The following is a 19,725-nucleotide window of genomic DNA, read 5'->3' as shown; positions in this document are numbered from 1 at the left end:
CTTGCTGCTCACCCGGCCGGGACGGCCACGACTTTCTCCTCCTCGGCCGCGGCCGGTGCGGGCGGCGGTGACGCCACCCGGGCGCTCTCGGCCAGCGCCACGCCGGCCAGTACCAGCGCGCCGCCGGCGAGCTGCGCCGTGTTGAGCGCCTCGCTGCCGCCGAGCGTGATCCACGCCACGGCCGAGGCGATCACCGGCTCGATCATGCCGACGATGCCGACGCTCGTCGCCGGCAGATGCCGCAGGGCGCCGGCCAGCAGCAGGTACGGCGCGATCGAGCCGAGCACCACCACGTACCCGAGGAGCAGTGTGATCGGGACCCCGCCGGAGGTGGACTCGGCCAGCGGCGCCCAGCCACCGTTTGCCGGCGCCACGGCCTGCGTGAGCAGGCCGGCCACGGCGGCGGCACCGAACGCCCAGGTGGTGAGCGAGAGCGTGTCGCGGCGGGCGACGCCCTGCGCGCCGAGCAGGTAGTAGAGCGCGAGCAGCACCGCCGCGGCGAGGCCGGCGAGCACGCCCAGCCCGTCGAGGCTCAGCTCGCCCCACACCTCGGCCACGCAGGCGAGGCCGACAAGGCTGAGCGCGAGGCCGCCCCACAGCCGCGGCCGCACCGGCTGGCGCTGGCCGAAGCGCACCCAGAGCGCCACGAAGAGCGGCGCCGTGTACTCGAACAGCAGCCCGATGCCCACCGGCAAGCGGGAGATCGCCACGAAGTAGAGCATCGGGACGAGGAAGAAGCCGGCCAGCCCGTAGCCGAGCAGGAGCGGCAGGTCGCGGCGGGTGACCGCCAGGCGGCGGCCGCGGCCCAGCAGCAACGTGATCGCCAGCAGGCCCGTGAAGGCGCCGGCGGCCCGGAGGAAGGCGAGCTGGTGCGGCTCGATGCCGGCGCGCAGCACCAGCTTGGACACGGTGCCGTTGACCGCGAACAGCGTGCCGGAGGCGACCACCATGGCCACTCCCAGCGCGGGCTTCCTCGTCACGCAGGTGAGGCTACCGGCCGGCTGTCAGGAGTGGAACCGCATTGTGGTCGTTACCTCTCGGAACCCCGGCGGCACGCCCACCGGACGTTGCGTTTTTGTCGTACGCGAGGTGTACTGTCTTGGTAGTTCGAACGACTGTTCGAACGACTTGGGTGGAGCGGTTCGCGACGCGCCACCCAGGAGCGGTTCGCGGAGACCGCGTGCGGGTCCTGGACATTCGCGGGTCCGGGCCCTCAGGCAGGACCGTTGCTCGCCACCCCCGACCCCCGGGCGGCGGGCAACGGCCTCGCCGGCCGAGCCGGCCGGGTGTGAGGAGGGGAAGCGTTCACGCCCGGCTGGCGCCGACGACAGGACATTGCCGAGGAGAGAGTCCCATGCCGACCAGTACCGCTCAGGCACCCACCGTGCCCGCCGGCGTGCTGCCGCACCGCACTCCCGCCGAGCTGCTCGTCCTCGCCCGGCGCGGGCTGGAGGAAGCGGCACAGACCCGTCCCGACGGCCTGCGGTACGCCGCGGCCCACCTGTCCGCGCTGCGCGCCGCCGCGGCCATGCTCGCCGCCCGCGCGCAGCCCGCACCCACCCGGCGCAACAGGGTCACCAGCGTCTGGACCTTGCTGCTGATGGTGGCGCCCGAGCTGCGCGAGTGGGCCACCTACTTCGCCGCCGGGGCGAGCAAGCGCGCCGCGGCACAGGCCGGCATCCCGCGCGTGGTCACCACCCGCGAGGCCGATGACCTGCTGCGCGCCGCCGAGCAGTTCGTGGCGGTGGTCGAGGTCGCGCTAGGCCTGGCCCACCAGCCCGCTCTCGACGGGCTGGCCGCCGCCTGATCCACCGTTCGTCTTCGTAAGCACACCAGGAAAGCGAGACAGGCCATGGCGGGCCAGGCGACTCTCCGGTCCGCTACCGTCGCCGGGCTGGTCCGACCGGCCAGCGACCCGGATGTCACGGGGCGGCACCGCGTGCTGCCCGTGGCCTCCCCGCTGGGCGTGCTCCTGCCCGGCGGCGGCCTGCGCCGCGGCACCACCGTCGCGGCCGGCGGCCTGCCGGATGGCGGGCTGCCCGCCGGCGGCGCGCCCGGTGGCAGCTCCGCCCTGGTCCTCGCGCTGATCGCCGAGGCGTCCCGGACCGGCTCGTGGTGCGCGATGGTCGGCATCCCCACCTTCGGCGCGGTCGCCGCCGCCGACGCCGGCATCGCCCTCGACCGCCTGGCTCTGGTGCCCAACCCCGGCCCCGAGTGGGCCGCCGTGGTCGCCGCCCTGATCGACGGCATCGACGTGGTGGTCATCGCCGTCCCCGGCACCGTGCCCGCCTCCATCGCCAGCCGCCTGGCCGCCCGCGCGCGGCAGCGGGGGAGCGTGCTGGTGCCGTACGGCCGGTGGGACGGCGCCGACGTGACGCTCCAGGTGACCCGCAGCGACTGGGAAGGCCTGACCCCCGGCCGCGGCCGCCTCCGCCAGCGCCGCGTGACGATCGTCGCCCGCGGCCGAGGCGCGGCCGCCCGCCCCAAGGAGATCACCGTCTGGATGCCCGGCGCCGACGGCCAGCCGGTGGTCGCCGTCGTGGACGTCGAGCCAGCCACCCGCTCCACCGGCCGCCGCGCCACACTCACCCTGATCCGCTGACCCCAGTCGGGGTCGTGGCCGAGGGTCGCTGTCGGCTTCGTGGCATCTCGAGCCGTGGGAGCAAGTGGTGGTGCGGTATGGGCGGGAGTGGCCAATGCGCTGGTCGGGGCGATGTTGATCATAGTGCGGGTTCGAACATGTGTTCTATGATCAAGCGTGCGCACGTTGCTGGTCTGGTGTCCCGACTGGCCGGTGATCGCCCTGGAGCTGGTCGAGGGCATCCCGGCGACCGGGCCCGTCGCCGTGGTGCGGGCCAACCGCGTGATCGCCTGCTCCGAGGCGGCTCGGGCGGAGAGGGTCAAGCGTGGGCTGCGTAAGCGGGAGGCGCAGAGCCGTTGCCCGCGGCTGACCGTGGTGGAGCACGACCCGGATCGGGACGCGCGGGCGTTCGAGCCGGTGGTGGCGGCGGTCGAGGAGCTGGTGGTCGGGGTCGAGGCGATCCGCCCGGGGTCCTGCGCGCTGGCCGCCAAGGGGCCGGTGCGCTACTTCGGCGGTGAGGAGCGTACGGCCGAGGCGATCGTCGAGCGGATCGCCGAGGTGTGCGGCGTGGAGAGCCAGGTGGGGATCGCGGACGGGGTGTTCGCGGCCGGGCTGGCGGCGCGTACCGGGCGGATCGTGCCGCCGGGCGAGACTCGGGAGTTTCTGGCCGGGCTGCCCGTCGAGGCGCTCGACCGTCCACAGTTGACGGACCTGCTGCGGCGGCTCGGCGTGCGTACCCTCGGGGAGTTCGCGGCCCTGCCCGCCGCTGACGTGCTGTCCCGGTTCGGGTTCGACGCGGCGCTGGCGCACCGGCTGGCGGCGGGGCGCGACCACCGGCCGCTCGCGGTCCGCCGCGTGCCGCCCGACCTCGACGTCACCGAGACGTACGACGAGCCGCTCGACCGGGTGGACGTGGCGGCGTTCGCGGCGCGGTCGCTGGCCGAGCGGCTGCACGAAAAGCTCGCCGCCCACGGCCTGGCCTGCACCCGGGTGGCGATCGAGGCGGTGACCGCGGACGGGCAGGAGCTGCACCGGGTCTGGCGGCACGACGGGCTGCTCACCGCCGTGGCCATCGCCGACCGGGTGCGGTGGCAGCTCGACGGGTGGATCTCCGGGCGCCGTGAGCGGCCGGTGTCCGGGATCGTGCGCCTGCGGCTGATACCCGAGGGGGTGTTGAGCCATGTCGGGCTCCAGCCGGGCCTGTGGGGCGAGACCGGCGAGGAGCGTGAGCGGGCGCACCGGGCGCTGCACCGGGTGCAGGGCATCCTCGGGCCGGAGGCGGTGCTCACGGCGGTGCTTGGTGGCGGGCGTTCGCCGGACGACCAGGCGCGGATGGTCCCGTGGGGCGACGAGCGGATCCCGACCCGATCCGGCCAGCCGCCCTGGCCCGGCCGGATCCCGGCCCCCGCGCCCGCGCAGGTGCTGGCGGCGCCGGCCCGGGTGATGGTGTACGACGCGGCCGGTGTGCCGGTCGAGGTGAGCGGCCGGCTGGAGGTCAGCGCGCCGCCGGCCCGCGTCGTGATCAGCGCGACAGGGCGCGAGCGGCGGCGGGAGCGGTCGGTCGAGGTGATCGGCTGGATCGGGCCGTGGCCGGCGGACGAGCGCTGGTGGGCGGCGGAGGAGTCGCGGCGGCGGGCCCGCTTCCAGGTCGCTCTCCCCGGCGGCTGGGGCCTGCTGCTCTCCCTGGCTGGCGGCATCTGGTCGGTAGAGGCGATATATGACTGAGGTGGGCATCCATGGGGTGGCATAACCCGCAGCGGAGCTGGGCGGAGATGGAGCGGGTGCTCTCCGGCCGGCACGTGGTGGACCCGCTGGCCGTGGACGCCGACGGCGGCGACTCGCCGGCGTGGAGCCGTAAGCGACCGCCGTACGAGGGGCCCGCGCTCATCCGCACCGAAGGTCCCGTCCCGTACGCGGAGCTGCACTGCCACACCAACTTCAGCTTTCTCGACGGGGCGAGCCACCCCGAGGAGCTGGCCCGGGAGGCGGCCCGGCTCGGGTTGACCGCGCTCGCGGTAACCGACCACGACGGCTTCTACGGCGTGGTGCGCTTCGCCGAGGCGGCCCGCGCCCACCAGCTGCCCACGATCTTCGGCGCGGAGCTTTCGCTCGGCCTGCCCGGCCCGCAAAACGGCGAGCCCGACCCGGTCGGCCGGCACCTGCTGGTGCTGGCGCGCGGCCCCGAGGGGTACGCCCAGATCGCCCGCACCGTCAGCAAGGCGCAGCTGGCGGGCAAGGAGAAGGGCCGGCCGGTTTACCCGCCGATCGACGAGCTGGGAAAAGACCTGAAGGACGTCGTCGTGCTGACCGGGTGCCGCAAGGGCACCGTACCGGCGGCACTGCGGATCGGCGGGATGGCCGCGGCGGCCGCGGAGCTGGACCGGCTCGTGGCCGCGTTCGACACCGAGCGCGTGCTGGTGGAGCTGACCGACCACGGTGACCCGGCCGACGGTGACCGCAACGACGCGCTCGCCGAGCTGGCCGCCGTCGCGGGACTGTCCACTGTGGCCACCAACAACGTGCACTACGCCACCCCCAAGCGGCGGCGGCTGGCCACCGCCCTTGCCGCGGTGCGCGCCCGGCGCAGCCTCGACGAGATCGACGGCTGGCTGCCCGCCGCGGCGACCGCGCACCTACGCGGCGGCGAGGAGATGGCGGCCCGGTTCGCGGCGTATCCGGGTGCGGTGGCCCGGGCCGCAGAGCTGGGCCGCGAGCTCGCTTTCGACCTCAAGCTGGTCGCACCCCACCTGCCGGACTGGAACGTGCCGCCCGGCTACACCGAGATGAGCTGGCTGCGCGAGCTGACGATGCGGGGCGCGCTGGAGCGGTACGGGCCGCGGGAGGCGGCTCCCAAGGAGTACGCCCAGCTGGACCGCGAGCTGAAGATGATCGACGAGCTGGGCTTCCCCGGTTACTTCCTGATAGTTCACGACATAGTGAACTTCTGTCATCGAAAGCGGATCTTCTGCCAGGGGCGGGGCTCGGCGGCCAACTCGGCGGTCTGCTACGCGCTCCGCATCACCAACGTCGACGCGGTGCAGCACGGGCTACTCTTCGAGCGCTTCCTCGCCCCCGAGCGAGACGGCCCGCCCGACATCGACGTGGACATCGAGTCCGACCGGCGGGAGGAGGTCATCCAGTACGTCTACCGGAAGTACGACCGGGAGCACACCGCCCAGGTCGCCAACGTGATCTCGTACCGGCCGCGGTCGGCGGTGCGTGACATCGCCAAGGCGTTCGGCTTCTCACCCGGGCAGCAGGACGCGTGGAGCAAGCAGATCGACCGGTGGGGGAGCATCGCGGCGGTCGACGTCGACGACATCCCGAAGCACGTCATCGACTTCGCCAACGAGCTACAGACGTTTCCGCGGCACCTGGGTATCCACTCCGGCGGCATGGTGATCTGCGACCGGCCGGTGGTGGACGTGTGCCCGGTCGAGTGGGCGCGGATGGAAAACCGCACGGTCCTGCAATGGGACAAGGACGACTGCGCGATCGCCGGCCTGGTCAAGTTCGACCTGCTGGGGCTCGGGATGCTCTCCGCGCTGCGCTACGCGTGCGACATGATCGGCCGGGAAATCGACCTGAGCGACATGACACTCGACGACCCGGAAATCTACGCCATGCTGTGCCGGGCCGACTCGGTCGGCGTCTTCCAGGTCGAGTCCCGCGCGCAGATGGCCACCCTGCCGCGGCTGGAGCCACGCGAGTTCTACGACCTCGTCGTGGAGGTGGCGCTCATCCGGCCCGGCCCGATCCAGGGCGGCTCGGTGCATCCGTACATCCGGCGCAAGAAGAAGCTCGAACCCCCCGACCCACCGCATCCCGCGATGAAGAACGCGCTCGCCAAGACGCTGGGCGTGCCGCTCTTCCAGGAGCAGCTCATGCAGCTCGCCATCGACGTGGCCGGCTTCGACGGCGCCGAGGCCGACAAGCTGCGCCGCGCGATGGGCTCGAAGCGCTCGGACGAACGGATGGCCGAGCTCAAGGACCGGCTCTACGCCGGCATGGCCGAGCGCGGCATCACCGGCGAGATCGCCGACGACGTGTACCTCAAGCTCTCCTCGTTCGCCAGCTTCGGCTTCCCGGAGAGCCACGCGATCAGCTTCGCCTACCTCGTGTACGCCAGCTCGTGGCTCAAGCGCTACCACCCCGGACCGTTCCTCGCCGCCTTGCTCAACGCCCAGCCGATGGGCTTCTACTCGCCGCAGACTCTGGTCGACGACGCGCGGCGGCACGGCGTCGAGGTGCGGCGGCCGGACATCAACCTCAGCGGCGCCAAGGCAAAGCTGGAGTACACATCGGACACCCGGTGGGGGAGCGAGAAGGGTGAGCCGCCGCACCAGTGGGGGATGGGCGGCCCGGCCGTCCGATTAGGACTGTCCTATGTGCGCACGATCGGCGACGACCTGGCCGGGCGGATCGAGGAGGAGCGGGAGGGCGCCGGCCCGTACCGCGACATGGCCGACCTGGCCCGCCGGGTGGGCCTGACCGCCGCGCACATGGAGGCGCTGGCCACCGCGGACGCGTTCGCCGGCTTCGGACTCTCCCGCCGCGAGGCGCTGTGGGCCGCCGGCGCCGCCGCCCAGGAGCGGCCCGACCGCCTCCCGGGTACCGGCAGCAGCCCCAACCCGCCGCCCACGCTGCCCGGCATGGACGCGGTCGACCGCCTCGTCGCCGACGTGTGGGCCACCGGGCTGTCGCCGGAGAGCCACCCGGCCCGCTTCATCCGGCCCCAGCTGGAGGAGGCCGGCGCGGTGCCGATCGCGCGGCTGGGCCTGATCGACGGCGGCACCCGGGTACGCGTCGGCGGCCTCGTCACCCACCGCCAGCGGCCGGCGACCGCGGGCGGGATCACGTTCATGAACCTCGAGGACGAGACCGGCATGCTCAACGTGACCTGCTCGCCGGGGCTGTGGCAGCGCTACCGGAAGGTGGCCCGCACGAGCGCCGCGCTGATCGTGCGAGGGCGGCTGGAAAAGCACGACGGGGTGATCAATTTGACCGCCGACCGCCTCGATCCGATCACGCCGCCGGTAAGTCCGGCCTCGCGCGATTTCCGGTGATTGCCGGCGACGCTATCCCGACAGTGGTAACCGCGCCGCTACTCCGCTGTGTCAATCTGTCGCCGGGCCTGTGGCGAGGCGGATAAGAGATCACAGAAATCCGGGTAGTCAATGCGCAGCAGGACCATCTTCCTCGTCGGCGGAAAGTACATCTTCTGGGTGTTTTTTCTTGTCGCCTATCTGGCAGTCTTCGTCGCCGGTTACGCACACGAGACGTTCGGCGTGGGCTCCGCGGACGCCGAGTTCGTCCGCGCACAGTGCGAGGCCACCCGCACCTGCGGGGACAACCACGACGCGTTCGAGCTCGCCCAGATGACGTTGATGCGGGTGATGGCCGGCGAGATATGGGTGACCGGCATCATATTGCTGGCACTCGAAACGACATTTCTCGTGATCGCCACACGGCGCCGCGTATCGGCGCGCACCGCCATCCGGTGGTGGAAGGTGCAACTCGTGGTCGTCGTGGCGTCGCTCGCCATTTACCTCGCACTGCTCCTGATCGGCGCCCGAGGCCTGCGACGCATTCCGGAAAACGCGCGACTCCTGCCGTTCGCGGACACGTTCTCCGCACCGTTCGCCGACCAGGCGATGATCTCCTACATCGTGGTATTCGTGGTGGTCAGCGCGATCGCACTCGTGCACAACCGCGCGATGGCCGGCCTGCTCCCCTCCACCTAGCTTTTGGTTGCGGGTTGGCCTCCTTCCGGTCCGCCGAGGAAGCGGGCGGACCGGAAGCGTCGTGGTCGCCGCGGCTAGCGCACCGCCTGCGCCGGCTCGGGTGCCGCCGCCGTGGGCTGCTCGTCAGGCACCTTCGCCAGCTTGCTGGGGTGCCACATGTGGCGACCGATGTCGAGGTTGAGGGCGGTGACCAGCACCGCCCGCACGACGATCGTGTCGAGCAGGACGCCGAACGCCACCGCGAAGCCGATCTCCGCGAACGCGGTCAGCGGCAGCGTGGCCAGCACCGCGAACGTGCCGGCGAGCACCACGCCCGCCGACGTGATCACGCCGCCGGTCGCGGCCAGGCCGACGAGGGCCGCCCGCTTGGTGCCGTGGCGTGCGGCCTCCTCGCGTACCCGGGTCATCAGGAAGATGTTGTAGTCGATGCCGAGCGCGACGAGGAACACGAAGACGAACAGCGGCAGCGAGCTGTCGGCACCGCCGAAGCCGAAGATATGCCGGAAGACCAGCGCGCTCACGCCCAGCGCCGCGGCGAAGGAGAGCACGACGGTCGCCACCAGCACCAGCGGCGCGACGATCGCCCGCAGCAGCACGCCGAGGATCAGCAGCACGACGAGCAGCACGATCGGGATGATCAGGTTGCGGTCGTGGCGGGCCGCTCGCTGGAGGTCCAGGTTGATCGCCGTCTGGCCACCGACCTGGGCGTCCGCCCCGGGCACCGCGTGCACGCGGTCGCGGGCACTGTCGATCGTGTCGTACGCCGCGTCGCTGTCCGGCGGCGCGGTGAGCGTGCCCTCCATGTACGCCACGCCGTTGCTGACCCTCGGCTCGGTGACCGACGAGGGCTCGATGCCGGGCGTGCCGGCGAACGCGGTGCGCACGTCGGCGGCCTGGCCGGCGTTGCTGACCACGGCGACCGGAGTGCCGACACCGGCCGCGAAGTGCCGGGCGAGCACCTCCTCGCCCACAATCGAGTCCGGGTTGCCGCGGAACGACTCCTTGTTGGTCAGACCGGTGGCGTCGAGCTGCACGATGCCGATGGCCAGGAGCGCGAGCACCACGCTGGTGGTGATCCAGGTGGTGCGGGGGCGGCGGGCGATGCGGCCACCGACCTTGGCCCAGAGGCCGGTCGTGGTGGGCTCGGCGGTGCCCTCCTTCGGGCGCACCGGCCAGAAGATCCACCGGCCCACGGTCACCAGCATCGCCGGGAGCAGCGTCAACATGACCGCGAGGCCGACCACGATGCCGATCGCGGCGACCGGGCCGAGGCCGCGGGTGGAGTTGGTCTCGGCGAAGAGCAGGCAGATCATGCCGACCGCCACGGTGGCCGCGCTCGCGATGATCGCCGGGCCGGCGCGGTGCAGGGCGACCGCCATCGCCTCGTGCCGGTCGTGATGGCGGCGCAGCTCTTCCCTATATCGGGCGACGAGCAGCAGCGCGTAGTCGGTGCCGGCGCCGAACACGAGTACCGTCAAGATGCCCGAACTCTGCGCGTTGACGGTGAGGTCGGCGTGCTTGGCCAGCAGGTAGATCACGGCCTGCGCGCAGGTCAGCGCGACACCGGCCGAGATGACCGGGAGCAGCCAGAGCACCGGGCTGCGGTAGGTGAACAGCAGGATCACCACGACCACGCCGATCGTGGCGAACAGCAGTGTGCTGTCGATCCCCTCGAACGCGGCGGCGGAGTCGGCGGCGCTGCCGGCGGGCCCGGTGATGTGCACGCTGAGCCCGTTGGCGCCGGCCTCCCCGGTCGCCAGCATCGAGTCGACGATGTCGCCGGCGCGATCCCAGCCCTCGGGGCCGAGGTTGAGCGGCACGTAGATCTGGGCCGCCTGCCCGTCGGTGGAGAACGCCGGACCCTGCACCTGGCCGTCGAGGTCGCCGAGCTGCCCGAACTTCTGCACGTCGGCGGCCACCTTCGCCTTGTCGGCGTCGGTCAGCCCGGACGGGCGCTCGTAGACGACGACGGCCGGGAGCGCGTCGGGCGAGGAGAAGGCGGTCTGCTTGTCGAGCACCTGCGTCGACTCGGCGCTGCCCGGCAGCCACGACTTGGCCTCGTTGTCCTCGACGCTGGTGAGCTTGCCCGCCAGCGGAGCGGCGATCGCGACCACGATCAGCCAGAACACGATGATCAGGTACTTTGTCCGGCGACCGGTGAGCAGCCCAGCCACGTTTCTGGTCATGAATCCCCCCGTGGACACACGAATACGATTCGGCTACATGTTGCGCTGATATGTGCCGGCCGCACATCGTCGGTACGCACCGGCTTGCCGGCCTGATACCCCTAGGGGACGCCGGACGCACCTGTCCGGTTTTACCAACGCCCTAAATCTTGTTCAGCACCCGTTCGAGGAGCGTGGCGAGGGAAATCGACTCGCCGTCCCGCCCGCCGCGGCCCACCACGAGCGGCGGGTCGTCCGCCCGCAGGGTGACGCCGGTAAACCGGGCCCGCAGGCTCGCCGGCACCGCGAGCAGGTAGAAGGCGCCGTCTTCACCGACGGCCATCGATCGGTCGGCTTTCAGATACCAGCCCCGCAGACCCGTCCGGTAGCGCCCGCGGCCCGTGTACGAGCGCGCCACCAGCGGCTCCGTCGGCAGGGCTCGCTCCCGGGCCTGACGGACGAAGTCGGCCACCAGCGCGCGTGCCTGTGAGTTCTCTACCGCTTTGCGGCGTTCTTGAGCTTCGGCGTGTACGGTGACCGCGTGGCGCCGACGCCTGTGCCACTCTGCCTCGTCGTCGGTGCGCATGGCCCGACCCTACGTCCCCCCGTTAGGAAGGGAGCAGCACCGTGCGAGAGGGACGCTGCCACGGCGGCCCACTGGACGGTCAGGTGCGGATCAGTCGCTATCCGAGCGGGTTCCTTCTGGGTGACAAGCCCACCGGGCGGGCGTGGTTCTACGACTGGCGCGACGACGCCTTCTACGTCCGCGACCCGGAGCCCCTGCCGCTCACCGACGACCTGATGGTGAGCATCGCCGAGGGCGAGGAGTACGACGTGCTCGCTCTGCCCGAGACGGTCGAGGGCGCGGAGTCCCCGCCCGATGTGGACGATGAAGGCGTCGAGACCCTGGCCAGCAATCCGAACCCGACCCGCATCTCGACCGCCATCTGGCGACTGTGGAGCGACTTCGACCGCTTCGAGGCGAGCGCGCTGCTCGGCGGCGTCTACGCCGCCAAGCCCGGCTACCACAACTACCGCGGCGCGCTGCCGTCGTCCGACTACTCGGTCCGCGACGTCGTAGCCGACCGCCGCGGCTCCGGCATCAAGGCGTCGGCGATCGACCTGAGCCTGTCCGACGCGGCGATGCGCAAGTACACGGCGCGGCTGGACGCCGCCGCCCGGTCCCGCGACCCGCGGCTGTACAGCCCGCGCGGCCCGGTGCTGCGGGAGTTCATCGGCACGAAGGACAACCGCACGGTCTACTGCTACGTGCTGGTCGGCGGCCGGCCACTCGGCGTGGGCGCCGACGCGGGGCCCGACCCGGGTCGCGATACCACCCACCTGTGGCACATCCACCTGTCGATCATCAGGCAGTTCTGTGAAGACTGGTCCGCACTCGACGGTGTCCTGTCCGTGCTGCGTGGGGAGTCCCTCGCGGCCTGGCAGGGCAGATCGGAGTACAACGAGATGACCCCCCAGCAGGCACAGCAGCTTCGCGACGCGCATTACACCACCTCGGTCGCGATCCCCAACCCGACGGGTGAGGGGCGTGTGCCGCTCCACGTGTGGGCCGGCTGGATGACCGGCGCGGTCAAGGCGCTCGCATCCGCGGTCGGCAATGTCGACGAGGCCACCAAGGCGCAGCTCCAGCAGGATCTGACCAGCCTTCAGGCCGGGATCGACGCGGTGCCAGAGGAGGTCGTGCAGGCGTTCGGGCCGGCCGACGAGCCCGAAGACATCGCGCTGCGCCTGCGCGCGATGCTCGGCGACAAGGCCACCGCGGTCGGCCAGATCCTCGCCCGCGGCTGACCGGCACCCGCGACGCCGCCGGCGGCGGAGGACCGACGGCGCCAGACCCGCTTCTCGACACCGAGCGCCTGCCCGCGCTCCGTCGTGCGGCCGTTTCACCGTGCCGTAAAACTTCGCGCCGCGGTTACAGTGGACAGCCTGGTGGCGGAGGCCGTGGGGCTCCGCCACCTGTGATGCGGTGCGCCGAGACCCTGGCATAGGCTGCGGCAGTGGAGCTAACTCGCGCACAGCGCAGCGGGCCGCGCACCGCAGTCGTCTGGGCCGCCCTGCGTCGCGAGATCGAGCGCCAGGGTGGCCGCCCGCTCACCGTGCTCGACGTCGGCGGCGGCACCGGTGGCTTCGCCGTCCCCCTCGCCGAAGACGGCCACCGCGTGACGGTGGTCGACGCCAGCCCCGACGCGCTCGCCGCGCTGACCCGGCGGGCCGCGGAAGCCGGGGTCGCCGACCGGGTGCGCGCCGTGCAGGGCGACGGTGACGCGCTCGCCGGCCTCGTCGAGCCGGGCGCCGCCGACCTGGTGCTGTGCCACGCCGTGCTCGAGGTCGTCGACGACCCGGCCGGTGTGGTGGGCGCGGTGACCGCGGCGCTGCGGCCGGGCGGGGCGGCCAGCGTGCTCGTGGCCGGCAGGGCCGCCGCCGTGCTCAGCCGCGCGGTCAACGGCCACCTCGCCGACGCGGCCGCGCTCCTCGCCGACCCGCACGGTCGCACCGGGCCCAAGGACACGTTGCGGCGGCGCTACGACGCGGAGACCGCCGCCGCGCTGCTGCGCGCCGCCGGCCTCGAGGTCGCCGAGATCCATGGGGTACGGGTACTCGCCGACCTGCTGCCGGCGGCCGTCGCCGACGGCGACCCGCAGGCGGTGGTCGACCTGGAGATGGCGGCGGCCGCCCACCCGCCCTACCGGGACATCGCCGCCCAGCTGCACCTCTTCGCCCGCCGCCCGTCGTCATGAGCGGTGCGCTCGACGTGGTGCGGCCGGCCTACGGGCGGGCCAGCCTGGCTGAGCTGCTGCCCAGCGTGCTCGCCGTGCTCGGTGTCCCGGAGGCGCCCGATCCGCTCGGCCTCACCGCCCGGCTCGACGGCGTGCGGCGGATCGCGGTGCTCGTGGTGGACGGGCTCGGCTCGTACCAGATCCCGCTGGCGACCCCCCACGCGCCGACGCTGGCCGACGTGGCGCGCGCCGCCACGAGCCTGACCTCTGTCTTCCCGTCCACGACGCCGGCGGGTCTCGCGTCGATCGGCACGGGAGCCGTGCCCGGCGCCCATGGTCTGCTGGCCTTCACGGTCAACGTCCCGGGCACCGACCGCGTGCTCAACCACACCCAGTGGTGGGACGACCCGGACCCGGTGGCCTGGCAGCCGGTGCCGAGCCGGCTGGCGGTGGCGCGGGCGGCCGGCGTGGCGGTGAGCATGGTGAGCCGCCCCGAGTACGCCGGCAGCGGCCTCACCGTGGCGGCCTGGCGCGGGGCCGACTATCGCGCGGCGCCCGACGTCGAGGCGCTGGTCACCGGCATGCTCGACGGGCTCGCGGCCGACGGGCGGGCGCTGGTGGTGGGCTACCACCCGTCGGTCGACACGTCCGGACACCGCTTCGGCCTCGACTCGCCGGAGTGGCGGGCGGCGGTTTCCGAGCTCGACGTCCTGCTCGCGCGCCTGGTCGAGGGCCTGCCCGCCGACGCGGCGCTGCTCGTCACGGCCGACCACGGGCAGCTCGACGTGCCCGACGAGGGGCGGTACGACCTCGACGCCGACCCTCGCCTCGGCACCGGCCTCCGCCTGGTCGCCGGCGAGCCGCGGGTGCGCTACCTCCACACGCTCCCCGGCGCCCGCGACGACGTGGTGGCCGCGTGGCGCGAGGTGCTCGGCGAGGACGCCTGGGTGGCGCCGCGCGAGGAGGTGGTCGAGGCCGGTTGGTTCGGGCCGGTGCCCGCGGCCCACCTCGACCGCATCGGTGACGTGGTGGTGGTCAGCCACGGCCTCACCGCGGTGCTCGCCACCGCCCGCGAGCCGGAGACGGTGGCCAAGCTGGTCGCCTACCACGGCTCGTACACGGCGGCGGAGATGATGGTGCCGCTGATTGTCGTACGGGGCGTCTAGCCTGCGGACATGGGTCGTAGCCAGGCGATACCGCGCGGGCAGTCGCGCTTCGGGCCGGAGGGCGACGACAGCGGCAGCCACATCCTCCACGTCGACATGGACGCGTTCTACGCGTCGGTCGAGGTGCACCGCGACCCCTCGCTGAAGGGCCGGCCCGTCGTGGTCGGCGGGGTCGGCCCGCGTGGCGTAGTCAGCTCGGCCAGCTACGAGGCCCGGGAGTTCGGGGTGCGCAGCGCGATGCCCACCGCCCGCGCGCGGGCCCTGTGCCCCCGTGCGGTGTTCATCCCGCCCGACTTCACCGCCTACACGGCCGCCTCGCGCGCGGTGATGGGCATCTTCCGCGACGTCACGCCGCTGGTCGAGCCGCTGTCGCTCGACGAGGCGTTCCTCGACGTGGGCGGCGCGCGGCGGCTGCTCGGCCCGCCCGCCGGCATCGCCCGTCTGATCCGCTCGCGGGTGCGCGGCGAGCTGGGGCTGACCTGCTCGGTCGGGGTGGCGCCGACCAAGTTCGTGGCCAAGCTCGGCTCGACCCGGGCCAAGCCCGACGGGCTCATCGTGGTCCCCGTCGACCAGGTGCTGGAGTTTCTCCACCCGCTGCCGGTGGCCGCGCTGTGGGGCGTGGGCGAGCGGGCCGCCGAGACGCTGGCCCGCCTCGGCCTGCGCACGGTCGGCGACGTGGCCCAGGCGCCGGTCGGCATGCTGCGCGGCGCGCTCGGCGAGGCGGCCTCGGCCCACCTGCACGAGCTGTCGTGGGGGCGCGACCCGCGCCACGTGACGCCGGAGCAGGTGGACAAGTCGATCGGCGCGGAGGTGACGTTCGACACAGACGTGGCCGACCCAGCGGTGATCCGCCGCGCGCTGCTCTCCCTCTCCGAAAAGACCGGCGCCCGGCTGCGCCGTTCCGGCCAGGTGGGTCGCACGGTCTCCATCAAGGTGCGGCTGGCCGACTTCCGCACCCTCAGCCGTTCCCGCACGCTGCCCGGCCCGACCGACGTGGCGCGCGAGGTGTTCGACATCGCGTGGGCACTGTGGGAGGGGCTGTGGTCCGCCGGCGGCGACCGGCGGCCGGCTCGCGGCGCCACCGGTGGCCAGCCCAGCCCGGGTGCACCGATCCGCTTGGTCGGGGTGCGGGTCGAGGGCCTGACCCAGGCCGGCGCCACCCCGCGGCAGCCCACACTGGGCGAGCCCGAGCACGGCTGGCGCGAGGCCGAGGCGGCGGCCGACGCGGCGGCGGCAAAGTTCGGCCGAGCGGTGATCCGCCCGGCAAGCCTGCTCCGCAAGGCCGGCGAAGACTGAAGCGGGCGGATGTGTCCGCTTTCTGGCACGCTTCCGAAGTGCTTTCTGAGGCGCGGTGACCTGCGACGGACCGAAAATCACTCAGGCCGTGGGTCGTCCCGCTTTCCGAGCCGCGAACCCCCTCGTAGACTGGCGGGTAAGCAGTCGGTTTGGCTGCCACGGTCTGTCGGTCCGCCCGGGCCGGCCTACGTGACCGGGGAGGAGTGCCGTGCCGCTCTCTGAGCATGAGCAGCGGCTGTTCGAGCAGATCGAGCAGTCGCTGGCCGAGGACCCGAAGTTCGCCTCGGCCGTGCGCGCCAGTGACCCGCGCTTCCATGCGCGTCGTCGTCTGCTGCTCGCTGTCGGCGTTATCGCGGTCGGTCTCGCGTTGGTTGTCTACGGCACGGTTACAGAGCTGACCCTGCTCGGCGTAGCGGGGTTCGTGGTCATGCTCAGCGCCGCGGCGTTCGCGATGCGTTCGCACCGCAAGGGACAGTCACCCGACCTGCGCGTCGTGGGAGGCACCACCTCCCGCCGCACCCGCGGCCGCCGGATGTCCTTCATCGACCGACTCGAGGAGAGGTGGCGTCAGCGGCCAGAAGGCCACCGCTGACCCGACCCCCCTCGGCGGTCCGCCGCTGGATGCTGCCCCGCGCAGCCGATCTACACCATCACCCCGCCACGCCTCCGGGCTGGCGGGGCGCCATTTTGTCCGGCGGGGTTGCCCTATGGGCCCGGCGGCGGCGGTCGTCCGCCAAGACAGGTTTCCCGGGTCCGCGTCAGTCGCGGACCGCCGCTCCCGCCGGAGACCGCGCAGGTCGGCGGCTCGCAGAGCGAGCCGAGATCCCCGACCTCCGCTGCCCGGTCCGCGCGGCAAGCCCCTGCTGGGAGACCCGCATCGACCAGCGCGACCCCGCGTTACAAGCTCGGGTGAGGGCTTCGAGATCAGTGCGGTGACCACAAACCTTCACCCGGGCCGGCGAAGCCGGCCAACGTTGGTGGCCCCGCACTGGAGACCCTTCTGAGTCAGGGTCACCGCCTCCGCATCCGGGGTGTCGCCGTCGCGAGTAACGCGACCACCGCGGGAACGGCGCCTGGTCACTGCGGTCTCGGAAGCTCGATTTCCGTCGCGGTCCTCGCCGCCGCTCCCGCGGCCTCCCCGTCCGCCGCTGGTCACGCCCGCCCCGGGACGTGCCGCGCACGGGTCGTTTGTCCACAATGCCCATTGCCGAGGCGACGGGCACCAGACCGGCCAGACGCGCTGTCACCACGAGTAACCGCCGCGACGGCGTGAACAGGTTCCGATGCCAGATCTTGGAGAGTTAGGGCGCCATATCAACCCTAAGTCTCCTAGATCTGAAAGCCCGGCCCCGACGCTGGTAACGCTGCGTCAGAATGTCGCGGGGTAGGGGCCTGTGGTCGTCCGCGAACGGGCCCGGGGGCTTGTCCCGCGGACCCGGCAGCGGACGGCCGGGGATTTCGGCTCGCCCGCGAGCCGCCGGCCGGGAGCGGTGCCCGCGGGAGCATACGGTCTGCCGCTGACACGGACGTGGGAAAACTTCTGTCTCGGAAGTGACCGGCGAGTAGCGGCGCGCTCAGCGTGACGGGCGGCTCAGGAGGCGGCGGGGGCTCCAGCGCATCAGGCCGTCGCGCATGCGGCCGGACGTCAGCACCGTGCGGATCGAGCTCTCCACGATCGCCTGCCGCCACCGCAGCAGTACCGACGGCGGCAGCAGCCGCGCGGCCAGGCGGGTGCGGCGGTTGGCGCGGCCGGCCAGGGCCTTGCGCACCGCGCGCAGGCCGTCGCCGAGCCGGCCGGGCTGGAGCGGGTCGCGGGCGTAGCGGGCGCGTTCCTCGGCCCGGCCGAGTACCCGCGCGGCCTCGGCGGACGGGCCGTCGACAAGGCCCTCCCGGACCAGGCGGTCGGCGGTCGAGCGCGGCGTCTCGGTCTGGTCGATCGGGACGCGGTAGTCGATCATCGTGTCGAGCAGCTCGGCCCAGGCGGCGTGCGCGTCTTCGCGGGCGCGGCCGGCCGCCGCCACGTCGGTGACCACGATGCGGAGGCCGTCGCCGCCGTCCGCGCCGGCCGTGGCCACCGCCGGGGAGCCGCTGCCACCGGCGGCCTGCCGCTGGCGGCGGAGCAGCCCGCGCCGCACGGCCGGTACGGACAGCAGGGCAAGCAGCAGGATCACCGTGCTGATCGTGAACCACGGCCACCGGGGCGCGGTCGGCGTGGTCTCGCCCGGACCGGCGCCGAGGTCGGCTTCGTCGTTGCCGTCGTCGACCGGGCCGGCGGTGCCTCCGCTGGCCTCCGGCACCGCGCCGCCGGTGACCGGGGCGCTCGGCGTGGCCTCCTCGGTGGCGTCGACGTCCGGGGCGTAGTCGGTGCGGATCGAGCCGGCCACGGCCGCCGCGGGGGTGGCGTCGAAGGGCACCCAGCCGTACCCCGGGCCGAAGTACACCTCGGTCCACGCGTGGAGGTTCTTGTTCGTCAGCGTGAACGAGTTGCCGTCGCGCTTGTTGTTGCCGCTGCTGAAGCCGAACGCCACCCGCGCCGGGATGCCGGCCGCCCGCACCATCCAGGCCATCGCCGCCGCGTACTGCTGGCAGAAGCCCTGCTTGTTGGTGAGGAAGTCGACTATCGCGGTGCCGCCGGTGCCGCTCTGGGTCTGGAGGCTGTACGAGAAGCCGTTCGCCTCCGAGAAGAAGTCGTAGATCGCCCGCACCTTCTCGTACGGGGAGGTCTTGCCCTTGACCAGCTCGTCGACCCGCTCCTGTACGGCCTTGTTGTCCGGCATGAGCGTGAACTGCTTGACCAGCGGGTCGGCCTCCGGCAGCGTGCTCGCCTGCCGCAGCGCGGCCGCACTGAACGACGCGCGGATGTACTCCAGTTCGAACTTCTGCTTTCGGGCCGAGGACCCGTTCGAGTAAACGACCTGCTGGTTGGCGTCGTAAGACCAGCGGCCCTTGAGGTCGTCGATGGCCACCGGCGTGGCGTAGATGGGCAGCAGGCCCATGTCGAACTCCTGCGTGACCTCGACGGTGGCGCGGTACCTGTCGGTGCGCACGCCCGCGCCCGGGTTCTGGGGAGCCGGCAACCCCTTGTCGAGGGCGGTGTTGGAGATGCGCCGGCCGTTGCGGAAGCCCTGCTCGTTGAGCTCGTCGGCGACGCCGAACCGGATGTACTGCGGCGTGGGGTCGTTGGTCGTCACCTTGACCATCTCGCGGTCCTTGCCCTGCTGGAGCTCGCCGCTCAGGTTGGCGAAGAGGTCGACGCGCCCGCCGTTGCCCCGACCGTTGCCGCCCGGGCCGGAGCCGCCCGCGCCGAAGTTGGCCAGCAGGCCGGTGGTCATGCCGGGCACGGCGAGGGGCAGCAGCACGGCGAGGGCGACGCCCACGACGGCGAGCCGGCGCCCGGCGGCGGCCAGCGGTGAGGGCTCCCAGACGTCGACGTCGCGGCCGTCGCCGGTGAAGCGGCGGCCGAAGCGCCGCACCCGGTCGACGTTGTCGGCGACCAGCAGCCACAGGAAGCCGACCGCGCCGATGACGAACGGCAGCGGGTGGACGCTGTCGGTGTACACGGCCACCGGTACCGAGTAGATCGCCAGCATCGGCAGGCCGGCCAGCGCGGGCCGGCGCATGCCGACGGTGAGCAGGTCGACGAGGATGGCCACCGAGCCGATCCCGAGCACGGTGAGGAACTGAAGGCCGACCCGGTCGGGCACGGGCACGCCGTACGAGCGCATGTCGTCGACGGCGAAGTTCGTCAACTGTCCGAAGTGGGCGAACGTGCCGGGCGTGGGGATGATCGCCAGCAGCTCCTCGCCGCTGGAGAACATCAGCGTCAGCACCATGGTCAGCGTGACCATCATGCCCAGCAGCTGGGCCCACACCGGCGCGCGCAGCGAGCGGGCAAGCGTGGCCGCGCCGGCGACGAGTGCCACCGCCACCGCGCTCTGGATCAGCCAGGTCCACCGCTCGAAGATCGTCGACAGTGGAGCCGCCGCGAGCAGTGTCGCCGCCGCGGCGACGAAACCCAGGTGCCGATCTCGCACA

General features: G+C 72.8%; 14 protein-coding genes. 10 read left to right on the top strand and 4 right to left on the bottom strand.

Annotation, left to right across the window (positions count from 1 at the left end):
* Window positions 1–8: 8 nt before the first annotated feature.
* A complete protein-coding gene (locus ACTMTJ_RS39830; protein ID WP_441223931.1) occupies window positions 9–980 on the bottom strand; it encodes an EamA family transporter in 972 nt (323 codons plus the stop codon).
* Between the two features lie 374 nt (window positions 981–1,354).
* Here ACTMTJ_RS39830 and ACTMTJ_RS39825 point away from each other — a divergent pair, with 374 nt between their 5' ends.
* The 5 genes from ACTMTJ_RS39825 to ACTMTJ_RS39805 all read left to right on the top strand — a co-directional run bounded on the left by ACTMTJ_RS39825 (window position 1,355) and on the right by ACTMTJ_RS39805 (window position 8,325).
* Window positions 1,355–1,807 (top strand): SAV_6107 family HEPN domain-containing protein, encoded by a 453-nt coding sequence (locus ACTMTJ_RS39825; protein ID WP_441223930.1) that lies wholly within the window; start codon window positions 1,355–1,357, stop codon window positions 1,805–1,807.
* A 45-nt stretch (window positions 1,808–1,852) separates the two neighbouring features.
* Entirely contained in the window at window positions 1,853–2,602 is a 750-nt protein-coding gene (locus ACTMTJ_RS39820; RefSeq protein ID WP_441223929.1) for a hypothetical protein, read from the top strand.
* 156 nt (window positions 2,603–2,758) lie between these two features.
* Window positions 2,759–4,306 carry a DNA polymerase Y family protein gene (locus ACTMTJ_RS39815; RefSeq protein WP_441223928.1) on the top strand — a complete coding sequence of 516 codons (1,548 nt, stop codon included), beginning with the start codon at window positions 2,759–2,761 and terminating at the stop codon, window positions 4,304–4,306.
* A gap of 11 nt (window positions 4,307–4,317) precedes the next feature.
* Window positions 4,318–7,647 carry an error-prone DNA polymerase gene (locus ACTMTJ_RS39810; protein WP_441223927.1) on the top strand — a complete coding sequence of 1,110 codons (3,330 nt, stop codon included), beginning with the start codon at window positions 4,318–4,320 and terminating at the stop codon, window positions 7,645–7,647.
* Window positions 7,648–7,758: 111 nt separating this feature from the next.
* Window positions 7,759–8,325 carry a hypothetical protein gene (locus ACTMTJ_RS39805; RefSeq protein ID WP_441223926.1) on the top strand — a complete coding sequence of 189 codons (567 nt, stop codon included), beginning with the start codon at window positions 7,759–7,761 and terminating at the stop codon, window positions 8,323–8,325.
* A 74-nt stretch (window positions 8,326–8,399) separates the two neighbouring features.
* Here ACTMTJ_RS39805 and ACTMTJ_RS39800 read toward each other — a convergent pair whose 3' ends face one another.
* Window positions 8,400–10,511: an MMPL family transporter gene (locus tag ACTMTJ_RS39800; protein ID WP_441223925.1), complete on the bottom strand. Its 2,112-nt coding sequence runs from the start codon at window positions 10,509–10,511 to the stop codon at window positions 8,400–8,402.
* Window positions 10,512–10,653: 142 nt separating this feature from the next.
* Window positions 10,654–11,076: a hypothetical protein gene (locus ACTMTJ_RS39795; RefSeq protein WP_441223924.1), complete on the bottom strand. Its 423-nt coding sequence runs from the start codon at window positions 11,074–11,076 to the stop codon at window positions 10,654–10,656.
* Between the two features lie 41 nt (window positions 11,077–11,117).
* Here ACTMTJ_RS39795 and ACTMTJ_RS39790 point away from each other — a divergent pair, with 41 nt between their 5' ends.
* From ACTMTJ_RS39790 to ACTMTJ_RS39770, 5 genes are all read left to right on the top strand, one after another.
* Window positions 11,118–12,299, top strand: coding sequence for a hypothetical protein (locus tag ACTMTJ_RS39790; protein ID WP_441223923.1), 1,182 nt, complete (start codon window positions 11,118–11,120; stop codon window positions 12,297–12,299).
* A 209-nt stretch (window positions 12,300–12,508) separates the two neighbouring features.
* Window positions 12,509–13,249 carry a methyltransferase domain-containing protein gene (locus ACTMTJ_RS39785; protein ID WP_441223922.1) on the top strand — a complete coding sequence of 247 codons (741 nt, stop codon included), beginning with the start codon at window positions 12,509–12,511 and terminating at the stop codon, window positions 13,247–13,249.
* Window positions 13,246–14,394: an alkaline phosphatase family protein gene (locus tag ACTMTJ_RS39780; protein ID WP_441223921.1), complete on the top strand. Its 1,149-nt coding sequence runs from the start codon at window positions 13,246–13,248 to the stop codon at window positions 14,392–14,394. The genes ACTMTJ_RS39785 and ACTMTJ_RS39780 overlap by 4 nt, the downstream gene beginning before the upstream one ends.
* Before the next feature lie 9 nt (window positions 14,395–14,403).
* Window positions 14,404–15,690: a DNA polymerase IV gene (gene dinB, locus ACTMTJ_RS39775; protein ID WP_441223920.1), complete on the top strand. Its 1,287-nt coding sequence runs from the start codon at window positions 14,404–14,406 to the stop codon at window positions 15,688–15,690.
* A 208-nt stretch (window positions 15,691–15,898) separates the two neighbouring features.
* Complete coding sequence (locus tag ACTMTJ_RS39770) at window positions 15,899–16,282, top strand: DUF3040 domain-containing protein (protein WP_441223919.1); 384 nt, start codon at window positions 15,899–15,901, stop codon at window positions 16,280–16,282.
* A gap of 982 nt (window positions 16,283–17,264) precedes the next feature.
* On the opposite strand, the gene ACTMTJ_RS39765 is transcribed toward ACTMTJ_RS39770, so the two are convergent.
* The gene (locus ACTMTJ_RS39765; RefSeq protein ID WP_441223918.1) at window positions 17,265–19,724 is read right to left on the bottom strand and encodes a transglutaminase TgpA family protein; all 2,460 of its coding nucleotides are present in this window, start codon (window positions 19,722–19,724) and stop codon (window positions 17,265–17,267) included.
* Window position 19,725 lies beyond the last annotated feature (1 nt).

It is taken from the genome of Phytohabitans sp. LJ34, assembly GCF_052068095.1.
Classification (GTDB): Bacteria; Actinomycetota; Actinomycetes; order Mycobacteriales; family Micromonosporaceae; genus Phytohabitans.
The sequence above is the reverse complement of the archived record's forward strand: the minus strand, read 5'-3'. Positions and strand labels throughout refer to the sequence as shown.